The sequence below is a fragment of the Micromonospora sp. DH13 genome (assembly GCF_020873825.1).
In the GTDB taxonomy this organism is placed as follows: domain Bacteria; phylum Actinomycetota; class Actinomycetes; order Mycobacteriales; family Micromonosporaceae; genus Micromonospora; species Micromonospora haikouensis.
In genome coordinates this window covers 67,477-81,597 of sequence record NZ_JAHWGR010000008.1, presented here as the reverse complement: position 1 = coordinate 81,597, position 14,121 = coordinate 67,477, and the positions used below count along the sequence as shown (strand labels likewise).

At 73.7% G+C, this 14,121-nt stretch carries 13 protein-coding genes; 4 read left to right on the top strand and 9 right to left on the bottom strand.

Features of this window, described 5'->3' with window-relative positions:
* Positions 1–53: 53 nt before the first annotated feature.
* A complete protein-coding gene (locus tag LPA42_RS10470) occupies positions 54–1,184 on the top strand; it encodes a DNA-binding transcriptional regulator (RefSeq protein WP_077937521.1) in 1,131 nt (376 codons plus the stop codon).
* The gene (locus LPA42_RS10465; protein WP_077937499.1) at positions 1,181–1,759 is read left to right on the top strand and encodes an HD family hydrolase; all 579 of its coding nucleotides are present in this window, start codon (positions 1,181–1,183) and stop codon (positions 1,757–1,759) included. The genes LPA42_RS10470 and LPA42_RS10465 overlap by 4 nt, the downstream gene beginning before the upstream one ends.
* Positions 1,760–1,809: 50 nt before the next feature.
* On the opposite strand, the gene LPA42_RS10460 is transcribed toward LPA42_RS10465, so the two are convergent.
* Entirely contained in the window at positions 1,810–2,004 is a 195-nt protein-coding gene (locus LPA42_RS10460) for a helix-hairpin-helix domain-containing protein (protein WP_077937498.1), read from the bottom strand.
* Between the two features lie 317 nt (positions 2,005–2,321).
* Between LPA42_RS10460 and LPA42_RS10455 the strand changes: the two genes are divergently transcribed.
* Both LPA42_RS10455 and LPA42_RS10450 read left to right on the top strand, forming a co-directional pair.
* Complete coding sequence (locus LPA42_RS10455; RefSeq protein ID WP_077937520.1) at positions 2,322–3,419, top strand: sporulation protein; 1,098 nt, start codon at positions 2,322–2,324, stop codon at positions 3,417–3,419.
* Between the two features lie 106 nt (positions 3,420–3,525).
* On the top strand, positions 3,526–3,750 hold the full coding sequence (locus LPA42_RS10450; protein WP_077937497.1) for a hypothetical protein: 225 nt from the start codon (positions 3,526–3,528) through the stop codon (positions 3,748–3,750).
* Positions 3,751–3,825: 75 nt separating this feature from the next.
* On the opposite strand, the gene LPA42_RS10445 is transcribed toward LPA42_RS10450, so the two are convergent.
* The 8 genes from LPA42_RS10445 to LPA42_RS10410 all read right to left on the bottom strand — a co-directional run bounded on the left by LPA42_RS10445 (position 3,826) and on the right by LPA42_RS10410 (position 14,097).
* A complete protein-coding gene (locus LPA42_RS10445) occupies positions 3,826–4,740 on the bottom strand; it encodes an ABC transporter permease (RefSeq protein ID WP_043963153.1) in 915 nt (304 codons plus the stop codon).
* A complete protein-coding gene (locus tag LPA42_RS10440; RefSeq protein ID WP_077937496.1) occupies positions 4,737–5,954 on the bottom strand; it encodes an ABC transporter permease in 1,218 nt (405 codons plus the stop codon). The genes LPA42_RS10445 and LPA42_RS10440 overlap by 4 nt, the downstream gene beginning before the upstream one ends.
* On the bottom strand, positions 5,954–7,543 hold the full coding sequence (locus LPA42_RS10435) for an ABC transporter ATP-binding protein (RefSeq protein ID WP_176734274.1): 1,590 nt from the start codon (positions 7,541–7,543) through the stop codon (positions 5,954–5,956). Before LPA42_RS10435 ends, LPA42_RS10440 begins: the two co-directional genes overlap by 1 nt.
* A 36-nt stretch (positions 7,544–7,579) precedes the next feature.
* Entirely contained in the window at positions 7,580–8,659 is a 1,080-nt protein-coding gene (locus LPA42_RS10430; protein WP_077937495.1) for a BMP family ABC transporter substrate-binding protein, read from the bottom strand.
* Between the two features lie 13 nt (positions 8,660–8,672).
* The gene (locus LPA42_RS10425) at positions 8,673–10,133 is read right to left on the bottom strand and encodes an amidohydrolase family protein (RefSeq protein WP_077937494.1); all 1,461 of its coding nucleotides are present in this window, start codon (positions 10,131–10,133) and stop codon (positions 8,673–8,675) included.
* The gene (locus tag LPA42_RS10420; protein ID WP_198956539.1) at positions 10,130–11,146 is read right to left on the bottom strand and encodes a zinc-binding dehydrogenase; all 1,017 of its coding nucleotides are present in this window, start codon (positions 11,144–11,146) and stop codon (positions 10,130–10,132) included. The genes LPA42_RS10425 and LPA42_RS10420 overlap by 4 nt, the downstream gene beginning before the upstream one ends.
* A 192-nt stretch (positions 11,147–11,338) precedes the next feature.
* Positions 11,339–12,631: a helix-turn-helix domain-containing protein gene (locus LPA42_RS10415; protein WP_077937492.1), complete on the bottom strand. Its 1,293-nt coding sequence runs from the start codon at positions 12,629–12,631 to the stop codon at positions 11,339–11,341.
* Positions 12,628–14,097, bottom strand: coding sequence for an aldehyde dehydrogenase (locus LPA42_RS10410; RefSeq protein ID WP_077937491.1), 1,470 nt, complete (start codon positions 14,095–14,097; stop codon positions 12,628–12,630). The genes LPA42_RS10415 and LPA42_RS10410 overlap by 4 nt, the downstream gene beginning before the upstream one ends.
* Positions 14,098–14,121 lie beyond the last annotated feature (24 nt).

Sequence of the window (14,121 nt, the reverse complement as noted above, 5' to 3'; positions counted from 1 at the left end):
ACGTCGCTGTCTGCGACGGGAAACGTCGACTGTCGGTCACCGTAGGGATGGCGATGGCACCGTTCGAACGATCCACCCCGGCTCGCGGCGACGTGACCGGCTACCTGCTGAAGCTGATCCGGGAATCCATCCCCCTGACCCAGGAACAGCTCAGTGTGAAACTCTGCGTCGACCGTGCGACCGTCCAGAGTTGGGAGTCAGGGCGGCGACCGTTCCACGCCGTCCCGTTCGGCCAGGCCGTCAGGATCCGGCATCAGCTCGGCAGCCTCGGGGCACATCCGGTACTCCTCGACGCCGTCACGGACGCCGTCGAGGCCGACACCGTCCTCGCCGCCCTGCTCGGCCCGAAGATCGAGCGGGCAGACCTCACCGCGCAACCCCTTGGCTGCATGGTGCTCACCCACCGGCTGACCGACCTGATCCTCTGGGCGGTCCTCGGCCAGACACCCACCTTCATCAGAAGCCTGCCGATCTCCCACCGTCGACGCGGCCCCGTCGCCACCGGCCCCACCCTGCCGCCAGCGGAACAGCGAGCCTTCTTCGCGGGCCTGCATGTCCTGGCCGAACGCTCCACAGCCCAGCACCACCCCGATTTGCTGCTGCACCGGCAGGCGTGCTTCCTCGCCGGCATGGACCCCACAGGCACCTCCACTGATTGGCTCGCCCAGAGCAACGCTCGGAAGGCGCCAGGGAAGACCGCCTTCCATACCTGGTCACCGCTGTGGCCCGATGCCCGCTCCGTCGTCACATCCCTGGCCAACCAAGGAGACCCCGAGCCGCTCCGGGACTTCATCGCCCGCGCGCACCCCGATGATGCCTGCCAGCGTGCGGCCCTCAACTACTCGGCGTACTGGGTCGGCGAGATCCCTTACCGCCAACCCGACGACACCTTCATGCCTGCCACCATCGACGATTGGCGCGGCAACCGACTCCTGCGGCACCTGGTCGAGCGCCTCAACGTCGAGCACCCGTTCATCGACCTCAACACCCACAACCTGTGGGCCCTGCTCACCGCCCGAAGCGGGCTCGTCCACGATCACCCCGCCATCGGGCGAGCCCTCGCCCACCGTGCCGTCGCCGTTCTCGACAGCGACCGGATCTCGGCGCAGTCCCGCCAGGAACTAACCTCTATCGTCTACAGCCTGCGGACAGAAGGCATCACCGGCACGGGGACGGGCAGATGAGCGAGGACCAGCACGCCGCCGCGATGAGGTTCGTCTTCGAGGCCGGCGTCCTCAAACGCGCCGCCCGGACCGGCTGGTGGTTCGCCGGGGTCAAGCACCCCGAGACCATCGCCGAACACTCCCACCGCACCGCCCTCATCGGCATGATCCTCGCCGCCATGGAAGGCGCCGACCCCGCCCGCGTCACCATGCTCTGCGTCCTGCACGACACCCAGGAAACCCGCACCACCGACCTGCCCCACATCGCCAAGCGCTACCTCACCGCCGCCCCCAACACCACCATCACCGCAGACCAGGTCGCCGGCTGCCCACCCGCCGTCACCGACACCATCACCGCCGCCGTCACCGAATACGAAGCCGGCGAAACCCTCGACGCCGTCGTCGCCCGCGACGCCGACAAACTCGAGTGCCTCGTCCAAGCCGTCGAATACCGCCACCAGGGCATCGACAACGTCCAACGCTGGATCGACAGCAGCCGCGCCGCACTCAGGACCAACTCCGCACATCGCCTCGCCGACGCCGCACTGACCGGACAGCCGCTGGCCTGGCTCACGCCCCCCGCACGGCCGGAGTAGCGGCTCCCTCGTCGGTGGGTTCCTTTCCCTGTGCCGCCGCTGCGGGTGCCCTACCCCAGGCTCAGGTTGTGCTCCTCAAGGGAGTGCTGGATGATCCCGAGGGCCTTCGGCCCCATGCCGTGCAGCCTGGCCAGCTCGGCGCGGGGCACCCCGGCCAGCTCGCGCAGGGTCGTGTAGCCGGCGTTGTTCAGGGCCCGCGTCGCGGGTGCTCCGATCCTGGGGAGCGCGTCGAGGGCAGAAGTCACGTCGTCGACCCTACGGGCAGGTCAGCGCGATCTCCGGGCTGGGCTCAGGATTCCACTCCGGCGAGTCGGGCGGCTCGGTGCCAGAACCGGTCGATGTTGGCTTCGTCTTCACCCTCCCCCGCAACCTCATCGAAGAGTAGCCATACCGGCGCACTCAGCTACCTCTCAGGTTGAGTTGGTACTTTCCCGGCGCAGCGGCTTCCACCATGGACGCCGCTGGATCCGTTGTGGCACAAGGGTTTCCGGTGAAAGTTCCGCCGAATCCCGCGTGGCGCGCGTGGTGGCTGTCAAGGGAGACGCACGGAGTGTTCAAGAAGATGTTAGGCGCGTTCGGGGTGGGTGGCCCGAGCGTCGACACGGTCCTGCCCAACCCGAACACCCGCCCGGGGTTGCTGCTCGGAGGGCAGGTGAACCTGACCGGCGGCAGCCACGACGTGGAAATCGACCACATCACCGTCGGCCTGGTCACCCGGGTGGAGGTCGACGGCGCGGAGGAGGGGTACGACGCGCTCGTCGAGTTCCACCGCGTCCAGGTCGCCGGCGGCCTGCACCTGCGGGAGGGGCAGCACCTCTCCCTGCCGTTCCAGGTGGCGATGCCGTGGGAGACCCCGGTGACCGACCTGTACGGGCAGCACCTGCACGGCATGACGATGGGCCTGCGCACCGAGGTGGCCATCCGCGGCGCGGTCGACAAGGGTGACCTCGACCCGGTGTACGTGCACCCGCTGCCGGCGCAGGAGCGCATCCTGGAGGCGTTCGGCCGGCTCGGCTTCCAGTTCAAGGCCGCCGACCTCGAACGCGGCCACATCTCCGGGCTGCACCAGACGCTGCCGTTCTACCAGGAGATCGAATACTTCGCGGCCCCGCAGTACGCCCACGCCGTCAACGAGGTCGAGCTGACCTTCGTCGCCAACGAGCACGGCGTCGACGTCGTGCTGGAGTTCGACAAGCGCGGCGGCCTGTTCGGCGGCGGCCATGACTCGTACGGCCGCCATCACGTCGCCCACGGCGGCGCCGAGCACGGCGACTGGGCCGCGCAGGTCGACGGCTGGATCCGCCAGGTCCTCGACGGCCACCAGAGCCCGCACGCCGGCCTCGGCTACGCCCCGCCCGTCCAGGGCCACGGCGCTCCCGGCTACCCGCCGCCGCCCCCGCCGCCCGGCTACGGCCAGCCCGCATACGGCGCACCGGGTTACGGCCAGCCCGCATACGGCCAGCCCGCATACGGCGCGCCCGGCTACGGGCACCCCGGGGGCCACTACAAGGAGGAGCACCACGAGCGGCACGACGGGCCCGGCATGGGCGGGGTCGCCGCCGGGGTGGTCGGCGGCGCGGCGCTCGGCTTCGCCGGCGGCATGATCGCCGACGAGGTCTTCGGCGACGACGACGAGGACGACGGCGGCGACGAGGAGTGAGCCTCCGGCGGGTCCACTGTGGATCCGCACGCCGTTTCATGATCTAATTTGTCAGGTTTGTCCGCATCTGGCCGGGCCGTCCGGCCGGAGTTTCGAAGGAGTGTGCATGCCCGTCACCGCCGACCTCACCAAGCTGGTCGACAAGGCCTACCAGGACAAGACCCTCACCGAGATCGTCGACGCCCCGGTGTCCGCCCTCGCCGGGGTCAGCGACGGCGACGCGAAGCTGCTCAAGGACGCCTTCAACATCACCACCGTCGGCGACCTCGGCCGCAACCCCTACTTCCGCACCGCCAACGCCCTGGTCGCGCTGACCGGCACCACGAAGTAGCGCTACGACGGGTGCCCGGCGGCCGAGAGCAGTTCTCGGCGCACCGGGCACCCGTCCGTTTCGCTGCCGCCCGCGTCAGGTGGTGCCGCGCTGGAACGGCTGGGCCAGCGCCCGGGGTTCGCGGTGCGCGGTGGCGAACACCAGCATCGCGAGCAGGGCCAGCAGGTACGGCGCGGCGATCAGCAGCTGCGAGTTCATGGTGACCCCGAGTGCCGGCAGCGCCAGCCGCATCGCGTCGGCGAGGCCGAAGACGACGCAGCCGACCAGCGTGCGGCCGAGCCGCCAGGCGCCGAAGATCACGGCCGCGATCACCAGGTAGCCGCGCCCGGCCGTCATGTTCTGGTTGAACGAGCCGACCTCGCCGACGGCCAGGTACGCGCCGCCGAGCCCGGCGAGCAGACCGCACCACAGCAGCGCCTGCCGGCGGCGGAGGTTGACGTGGATCCCGCTCACGTCGGCGGCCTGCGGGTTCTCCCCGACGGCCCGTAGCTCCAGCCCCCACCGGCTGCGCTGCACCAGCCACCAGGTCAACGGGATGACCGCCAGCAGCAGATACACCGGCCAGCGCTGCACGAACAGCATCGGGCCGACGATCGGGATGTCCCGCAGCACCGGCACGCTCACCTGCCACACCTGGTGCCCGGTGAAGGTGCTCACCGTGATCAGGTAGCTGGTCAGGCCCAGCACGAGGGCGTTGAGGACCAGGCCGACCACGAACGTGTTGATCTGCACCCGGTGCGACAGGTTGCCGTGCACGAACGCCACCGCCACGCCGACGAGCGCGCCCGCGGCCAGGCCGATGGTGGCGCTCCCGGTGGCGCTGGCCACGGCGATCGACCCGAACGCGGCGCCGAGCATCATCGCCTCGACGGAGATGTTGAGGGTGCCGGCGCGCTGGGCCACGTACTCGCCGCAGGCGGCGAAGGCCAGGGGGACGGTGAGCCGGGCCCCGCTGGAGAGGATGGTGGCGATGTTGTCGGCGGCGCTCATGCCAGACTGCCTTCCATAGCGTCCTGCTTGCTCACGGCCGGGTCGGTGGCGGGCGTGGTGGTCGCCGGCTCGCCGGCGCGGCGGCGTTTGCGCAGCATGCCGATCACCACCGGCGGCGCGACGAACGCCAGCACCAGCAGCGCCTTGACCACGTCGACGAGGAACGGCGGCACCCCGGTGGCGGCCAGGAAGCTGCCCCCGGCCCGGAGCACGCCGAACAGCACCGCGACCGGGATGGCCAGCAGCGGGTTGTTCCGGGCGACGAGGGCGACCAGCAGGCCGTCCCAGCCGATGTTGAGGGACATGCCGGGCTGCAACCGGTTGGTGCCGACGGGGCTGGCCAGCAGCAGCGCCCCGGCCAGGCCGGCGAGGCCGCCGGAGATGGCCAGCGCCATCCCGCCGAGGGCGCCGACGCGCACGCCGGCATGCCGGGCCGCCGCCGGGCTGAGGCCGGTCATCGTGAGCCGGAACCCCCATCGGGTACGCGCCAGCGCAAGGCTGAACACGACCGCGACGACGATGGCCAGGACGAGGCCGCCGTTGATCTGGAGGTTCGGGTACTCGCCGAGGGAGCTGATCCGCGCGCCCTCGGGCAGCGGGTTGGACTGCGGGGACAGGGTGCCCCGGCCCAGGCGGGACTCCTGCAGCAGCCACGGGGTGTTCACCGCGAACGAGACGAGCTGCTGGGCCAGGAACGTCATCAGCATCGTGCTGACCACGACGTTGACGCCGCGGAAGCGGTACATCAGGGCGCTGAGCCCGGCCCATGCGCCCGCGCCGACTGCCGCGGCGGCCAGCACGCTGACGACGAGCAGCGGTCCGGGCAGCGCCAGGCGCAGGCCGGCCCAGGCGCCGAAGAGCGCCCCGATCAGCACCTGCCCCTCCTGGCCGATGTTGAAGAAGCCGGAGCGGGCGCTGACGCAGGCCCCGACGGCGACCAGCAGCAGCGGCGCGACGTACAGCAGGGAGGTGGTCCAGGCGGCGGGGCTGGCCATGCTGCCCTGGTACATGGCCTTGGCCGAGGCGGTCGGCGAGCCGCCGGTGACCGAGATCAGCAGGGCGGACAGGGCGAGGGCGACGGCGACGGTGGCCGCCGTGGCGGCGGCCACCTGCCAGCCGCCGACGCCCGGGTTGAGCCGGCGCAGCAGCCGGCGGCCGGTGGCGTCGGGGCCGCTCGGGCCGGTGGGCGGCGCGGCGACGGTGGTGGCGGCCATCAGTGCGCCACCCCGCCGACCAGCATGCCGAGGCGTTCCGCGGTGGCCTCGGCGGTGGGGAGGACCCCGACGATCCGGCCGGAGGAGATCACCGCGATCCGGTCGGCCAGGGCCATCACCTCCTCCAGCTCGGTGGAGATCAGCAACACGGCCACTCCTTCCGCGGCGGCCTGCCGCAGCCGCACGTACATGTCTTCGATCGCGCCGACGTCCAGCCCGTGGGTGGGTTGGGCGGCGACCAGCGCCTTCGGTCCGGCGGACAGCTCCCGGGCCAGCACCACCCGCTGCTGGTTACCGCCGGAGAGGCTGCGCAGCGGCGTGTCCGGCGAGGGGGCCACGATGTTGAACTCGGCCATCTGCCGGCGGGCGATCCGGTGCATCCGCCGCCGGCTGAGCACCCCGCGCGTGCAGACCCCGGCGAGGGACTTCATGACGAGGTTCTCCGCCACGCTCATGTCGAGCACCACCCCGGAGTGGTGCCGGTCCTCGGGGACGATGCCGAGGCCGGCCTCGTGCAGCGTGCCCGGCCGGGTCAGCTCGACGGGGCGGCCGCCGACCTCGACGGCGCCTTCGTCGGGGACCAGCAGCCCGGACAGCAGCTCGCCGAGGGTGGCCTGGCCGTTGCCCTCGACCCCGTACAGACCGACGATCTCGCCGGGGGCGACGTCGAGGTGCAGGTCGTCGAGGACGGGCAGGCCGCCGACGCGCAGGGTCACCCCGCGCAGCCGCAGCGCGGCCGGCGTGGTGGGGTCCGCCGCCGGGGCCGCCCCGGCGGGGTCGGTGGACGGCGGCGCGCCGGCCGGGCTCTGGGGCTCGACAGGCAGCAGGCCCAGGGCCGCGCCCTCGGCGCGCAGCGAGACGTCGCGGCCGACCATCTGCCGGGCCAGCTCCTGGGCGGTGGTGTCCGCCGTCGTGCCGTGGAACGCCACCGCGCCGCGCCGCAGCACGGTCACCCGGTCGGTGGCGGCCATGATCTCGGCGAGCTTGTGGCTGATCAGGATGACGGCGCGGTTCTCGGCCTGCACGACCCGGCGCAGCACCGTGAACAGCTCGGCCGACTCGGCCTGGGTGAGCACGGAGGTCGGCTCGTCGAGGATCAGCACGGACGGGTCGCGCCGCAGGCACTTGATCAGCTCGACGCGCTGCCGTTCCCCGGCGGAGAGCCGGTCGACCCGGGCGAGCGGGTCGATGGGCAGCCCGTAGCGCTGGGCGACCTGCTCGACCTGGGCGCAGGCCGCCGCCCGGTCGACCCGCCCGGTGTCGCCGAGGATGACGTTCTCCCAGACGGTGAGCGGCTCGATCAGGCTGAAGTGCTGGTGGACCATGCCCAGCCCGAGGTCGGCGGCGACCTGCGGGCTGTCGATCTCGATCGGTTCGGTGCCGCGCAGGATGGTGCCGGTGTCCCGGTGCACCAGCCCGAGCAGGATCTTCATCAGGGTCGACTTCCCGGCCCCGTTCTCGCCGAGGAGGCCGTGGATCTCGCCGGGCCGTACGGCGAGATCCACGGCGTCGCAGGCGACAACCGGACCGTAACGCTTGCTGACCCCGCGCAGGGTGAGAGCCGGCGTCAGCTGGTCGTCAACGTTCACAGTCCGTCCACCTCGTTGGTCGTCGAGCGGCAGGGGTCAGGAGCCGAGCTTGGCGACTTCCGCCTTGGTGTCGATCTTGTCCGCACCCACGTCGGCGATGAAGGCGTCCATCTTCTGGGTCTGCTCGGCGGTGGGGGAGCAGATCTTGACCGTCGGGTACGCGTCCTTGCCGAGGTGCCACACCTTGGTGGTGCCGAGCTGCATCTCACCCTTGGCGAACAGCTCCAGGGCGGCGGCGAAGTACGCGCCCGGGTCGAAGATGACCGAGATGTCGAAGCGCGGGTCGGTCGAGTCGCAGCGGTCGGTGCCGGGGGTCAGGGTGATGGCCCCACCGCCGGCGGCGAGCTTGGCGGCGGCGTCGGTGGCCCCGCCCAGGTACGGGTAGATGACCTTCACGCCCTGGCTGAGCTGCGCCTGGACGGCCTCCCGGGCCTTGGCCGAGTCGTTGAAGTCACCGGTGTAGGTGGTGACCAGCTCGGCCTTCGGCACGACCATGCGGATGCCGGCCTTGAACGCCTTGGCGGCGTTGACGGAGAAGTCGGCCTCCATGCCGGTGACGAAGCCGGCCTTGGTGGCGTTCTTCTGCTGCATCAGCAGGCCGGTGGCGTAGCCGGCGGCCAGCATGCTCTGGTTGGGGTCGTCGCTGGAGATGACGGTGCGCGCGGTCTGCGGAACGTTCTCCGACGACGGCACGTACCAGGCGGTCTTCGCGCAGACCGGCTCCTCGGAGGCGGGGATGGCGTCCTTGAGCTCGGACGCGCCGAGGGCGACCATGTCCACGCCCTGCTGGCACAGCGCCCGCGCCGCGGCCAGCGCCTCGGTGGCCGGGACGCTGCCGCGCTTGATGACCTGCCAGCCCTTCTCGGTGGCGAACTTCTCGGCGCCGACGACGAAGCTCTCGTAGTAGCCCTTGTCGTTGATGTCGCCGGGGCTGAGCACCCCGATGACGACCTTGCCGTCGCCGTTGACGTCGGGCTGCCCGGCCTGGGTGGTCCCGCCGCTGGCGGTTCCGGCCGCCGAGGGCGCGGACGCGTCGTTGCTCGCGCAGCCGAACAGGGCGAAGGCGAGGGCGCCGGCGAGCACCGCCGCCGGGCCCTTCGCGGTACGAAGTGTCATGGTGCGTTTCCTTTCACAGTGGGGGCGCTGCGGCGGCCGGCTCGGCCGGGCGCGCGCAGTGTTCGGTCGCGGGCACGGTCGGCCAGCGATGGGGGATGTCGATGCCGGCCCGGCGCAGCAGGGCGGCCCGGCGTGCGGTGGCCTCCTCGCGCAGGGCGTCGACGTCGACGGTGGTGACCCGCCGGTCGCGGACCACCAGCCGACCGTCGACCAGGACGTCGCGGACGGTGTGCCCGGCCGCGCCCCAGACGAGCTGGGTGGCCAGGTCGCCGCGCGGGGCCCAGGAGATGGTCCGGGTGTCCAGTACGACCAGGTCGGCGGCCTTGCCGACCTCGATCGAGCCGGTCGTGCGCCCGAGCCCGACGGCGTCCGCGCCGTCGACGGTGGCCAGGGCGAACACCTCGTCGGCGCGCAGCGGGTCGGGCGTGCCCCGGTCCCGCTCCAGGCCGGCGAAGAGCCGGGCGGCGCGCCACACGTCGGGGGTGTCCCCGGCGTTGTGCGAGTCGCAGCCCAGCGCGAGCCGGCCGCCGGCGCGGCGCAGCTCGGTGTGCCGGCCGGCACGGCTGACGCCCTGCCCGAGGCGCAGGTACGCGCCGGGGCAGGCGGCGACGGCGGTGCCGGAGTCGACGAGCGCGGCCAACTCGGCGTCGTCGAGCCAGACGGCGTGGCCGAGCAGCAGCCGGGGGCCGAGCACGCCGAGGTCGCGCAGGTGCAGCACGGGCCGCGCGCGGCCGGCGGCGGCGTACGCGGTGACGTCGTCCGGGCCCGGCGAGATGTGCCAGGTCATCGGCACGTCGAGCCGCTCGGCCAGCTCGGCGGCGCCGGTGAACAGCTCGTCGCTGACCAGGTCGTGCCCGAGCAGCGTGATCCAGCCGGTGACGAGGTCGTCGCCGGCGAGCGCGGCGACGGTGTCGGCCTGGGCGGCGAGGGCCTCGGCGGCGGGCAGCGCGTAGGGCGCGCCGGGGGTGTCCCAGCCCCAGCCGCCGACGCGGGCGCGGATGCCGGCGGCGCGCAGCCCCTGGGCGACCCGCAGCGGGTGGGCCACGGTGCCGGGCTCCAGCAGCGTGGTGACGCCGTAGCTGAGCGCCTCGACGGCGGTGAGGGTGGCCGACAGCTCGTCGTCGTCGCCGGTGACGGCGGCGTGCAGCGGCACGATCCAGTCGTAGATGGCCTGCTGGGCGGGGACGTCGTCGGGGATGCTGCTGCGCACGAGCGGGTCGGCGGTGGTGTGCTGGTGGGCGTTGACCAGGCCGGGCACGACCACGCAGCCGGCGGCGTCGAGTTCCGGGCTCCCCGGGTACGCGGCGCGCAGCGCGTCGGCGGGGCCGAGCGCGGCGATCCGGCCGGCGGTGACCGCGATCGCGCCGCCGGTGACGACCTCGCGGCCGGGGGCCATGGTGACGATCTCGGCGTCGACGATCAGCAGGTCGGCGGGGCCGGCGGCGGCCGGGGTCGGCGGCGGGGTCCCGGTCATGGCCGCACCAGGATCTTGCCGACGAGGTCGCGGGACTCCTGCCGGGCGTACGCCTCGGGCAGGTCGGCCAGCGCGTATTCGGTGGCCCGCACCACCCGCAGCCCACCGGCGTAGAACGCGTCGAGCATGGCGGCGAAGTCGGCCGGGGCGTACGCGCCCGCGCCGAGCAGCCGCAGCCCCCGGTGGTAGACGTCGGCCAGGGAGAAGGTCACCTGGTCGCCGCTGGTGTTGCCGAGCAGCACCAGCCGCCCGCCGGTGCGGAGGCTGGCCAGGGAGACCGGCCAGGTGGCGGTGCCGACGTGGTCGACGACGAGGTCGACGCCGTGGCCGCCGGTGCGCTCGCGCACCTCGGCGACGGTCCGCTCGTCGAGGTCGAGCGCGTCGGCGCCGAGGTCGGCGGCGAGGGCCCGCTTGGCCTCGGTGCGGGCCACGGCGATCACCCGTGCCCCGGCGCGGCGGGCGAGCTGGATGGCGGCGATGCTGACGGCGCTCGCGCCGGCCTGCACCAGCACCCACTCCCCCGCGCGGACGGCCCCGACGCGGTGCACGGCGTGCCAGGCGAGGCTCCAGGCGGTGGGCAGGGCTGCGGCGTCGGCGAGGTCGACGTGCGCGGGCACGGGGTGCACGACGGCGGCGGGGACGGCGACGTACTCGGCGAAGCCGCCGGGGCGGTTGCCGCCGACGACCGCGAGCCGGGGACAGTAGCCGGGCTGGCCGGCGGCGCAGGAGGGGCACGCGCCGCAGCCGACGGTCGGGTCGACCAGCACCCGGTCGCCGGGGCGTACCGTAGTGACGTCGGAACCGACGGCGACGACCTGGCCGGCGACGTCCATCCCGGCGACGTGGGGCAGGCGGAAGCCGGGCAGCCGGCCGGGGCCCTTGCGCTGCAGCAGGTCGAGGTGGTTGAGCGCGGCGGCGTGCACCTGGATGACGGCCTCGGTCGGGCCGGGCTCGGGGTCGGGCAGGTGGCGCAGTCGCACCACCTCCGGGCCACCGAACCCCGTCTGGACCATCGCTCGCACAGGACCCCTCCGGCGCTCTGCCAATCAATATGGCGTCTTGCATTGTGATTCGCGTTGCTTAGCGACGTACTCTGCCTGCGGTCCGTCGGCATGTCAACGGCTTGACCGAAACAGGAACGCCAGCGAAACCAAGCCGTGCCTTTACGTCCCCGGCGCACCGTTCACCGGGCATCGACCAGCAGGTCAGCCCGGGTCGGACGCGGCCAGCAACTCCCGCGCGGAGAGCGCGGTGCGCAGCACCGTCGCCGTGTCGGGATCGAGCGGGTCGACGCCGAGCAGCCGCTTGATCAAACCCACCCGGTAGCCGACCGAGTTGCGGTGCAGGTGCAGGCGCTCGCTGACGGCCTGCCGGCTGCCCCCGGTGGCCAGCCAGCAGTCCAGGGTGCGCAGCAGGTCGTCGCGGTGCGCGATCGGCCCCAGGTGCCGCCGCACGAACCAGCGCAGCCGCTCGTCGGGCACGGCCAGCAGGACCTGGTGCAGCCCGGCCCGACCGAACGACAGCTCCGGCGGCGCGTCCGGCTGGCGCAGCAGCAGGCTCAGCAGGCGGTCCGCGTCGCGGAACGACGCCGCCGTCCGGGCGGCCCCGCTGACCGTCGCGCCGCTGGCCACCCGCACCTGCCCCACGCCGACGATCTGGTCCAGCCGGGCCCGCAGCCGGGTCGCCTCACGCTCGACGTCCTCGCCGTGCAGCAGGGTCCAGGCCCGCCGTCCCTCGGCGAGCACGGGCCGGTCCAGCCAGCTCAGCGCCGACGCCCAGCGCCGCTGCTGGGCCCCGGTGTAACCGATCCCGGCGACCGCGTGCGGCTGGTCCAGCCGCCACCCGTGCGTCGCCCCGGCCCGCAGCAGGTCGGCCTCGGTGAACCCGCGCGGGCCGACGGCCCCACCGGAGCCGGCGACGCCGGGCGGGACGCCCGCACCGAGCGGGTCGCCGGGGCCGGGCGGGCGGACGCCGTCACGCAGCGCCCGCAGCACGGCCGCGGCGTCGGCGAGGGCGGGCGGCGGGGGCGACTCGCGGCGTACGGCGTCGATCAGCAGCGCGGTGGTCGCGGCCCGCGCCAGGTCGAGCTGCCCGGCGGTGACCGGCTCGGCCACCAGCAGCGCGCCGAGCCGCCGCTGCCCCGCGCCGACCGGCACGGCGCGGCCGGTCCACCCGTCGGCGCAGCGGACCCGGCCCGCGACGATCCCCGGCACCGGCCCGCCGCCGGCCCGGGAGCCGGCCAGCGCCCGGCGTACGTCGTCGGGGTCGGCGCCGCGGGCGTCGCCGGCCGCGCCGTCGCTGGCGGCCAGCAGCTCCCCGGCCTCGGAGACCAGCCGGCAGGCCGCCCCGACGCGCTGCGCGAGCGCGGCCAGCAGGCCCGGCCAGCCGGCGCCGCCGAAGGCCAACTCGGCGAGGGCCTGGGCGAACACGGCCGGCGGCGGCCCGGTCGCGACGGTCAGCCGCGTCCGGGCCGCCGGAAGCTCGCCCGGCCGGGTCACGCCGGTGGGCGGTCGAGCAGGCGGACCGCCACGGCCTTCTCCTGGGTGTACTCGCGCAGCGCCGCGTAGCCGCCGCCCCGGCTGAACCCGCTCTCCTTCTGCATGTTGAACGGGAAGCCGATCACCCCGGCGTCGTGGAACTGGTTGACCGCCACCTGGCCGCTGCGCGCGTCGGCGGCGACCCGCAGCGCCCGGGAGACGTCACTGGTCCAGATGCAGGTCAGCAGCCCGAAGTCGGTGCCGTTGACCAGCGCCACGGCCTCGTCGACGCCGCGGAAGCCCTGCACGGCCAGCACCGGGCCGAAGACCTCCTCGCGGGCCAGCCGCATGCCGGAGTCGACCCCGTCGAAGACGGTCGGCGCGACGAACCAGCCGTCGCCGTGGCGTCCGCCGGCCGACTCGCCGCCGGTGACCAGCCGGGCCCCGGCGGTCGGGGCCTCGGCCAGGAAGCCGCGCACCCGGTCGTACTGGGCCTGGCTGACCAGCGGCCCCATGTCCAGGTCCTGGTCCCATGCGCCGGTACGCACGGCCGCCATGCCGGCGGCGACCCGCTCCACCACCTCGGCGCGGATCGACTCCTCGACCAGCAGCCGGGACCCGGCGTAGCAGTTCTGCCCGGCGTTCTCGGTGATCGAGGTGACGATCGCCGGGATCGCCACGTCCAGGTCGGCGTCGGCGAAGACGACGTTCGGGGACTTGCCGCCCAGCTCCAGCTTCACGGGGACGAGGTTCTCGGCGGCGGCCCGCATGACGGCCCGGCCGGTCACCGTGGACCCGACGAAGCTGATGTGGTCGACGTCGCGGTGCCCGGTGAGCGCGGTGCCCGCCTCGGGGCCGAGGCCGGTGACGGCGTTGAGCACGCCCGGCGGCAGGCCGGCCCGGCGGGCCAGCTCGGCCAGGGCGAACGGGGCCAGCGGCGCGATCTCGGAGGGCTTGAGCACGACGGTGTTGCCGGCGGCGAGGGCCGGGGCGACGTTGGCCGCGGTGAGCACGGCGGGCACGTTCCACGGGATGATCACGGCGCACACGCCGTACGGCTCGGGGCGGGTGTAGCCGAAGTAGTCCGGCGTGCGGGTGGGCAGGGTGACGCCGGTGAGCTTGTCGGCCGCGCCGGCGAAGTAGTCGACGATGCCGTGCGCGATGTACATGTTGAGACGCCCGCCGGAGCGGGGCTTGCCCACGTCCCGCGCCTCGTGGGCGGCGAGTTCCTCGACGTGGGCGGCGATCAGGTCGGCCCAGCGGCGCAGGATCGCCCCGCGCTCGGTGGGTGAGGTCGCCGCCCAGGCGGGAAAGGCCCGGCGGGCCGCCGCGACGGCGGCGTCGACGTCGGCCGCCCGGGCCCGCGCCACCGGCTGGATGGGCGCGCGGGTCGCGGGATCGAGCACCGGCAGCTCGCCCTGGTCGGCGGCGGCGACCCAGGCGCCGTCGATGAGCTGGCGGGCGGGGGGAATGTCCAGGTCAGCCATGAGGGAATCCTTGACCCTTCATGT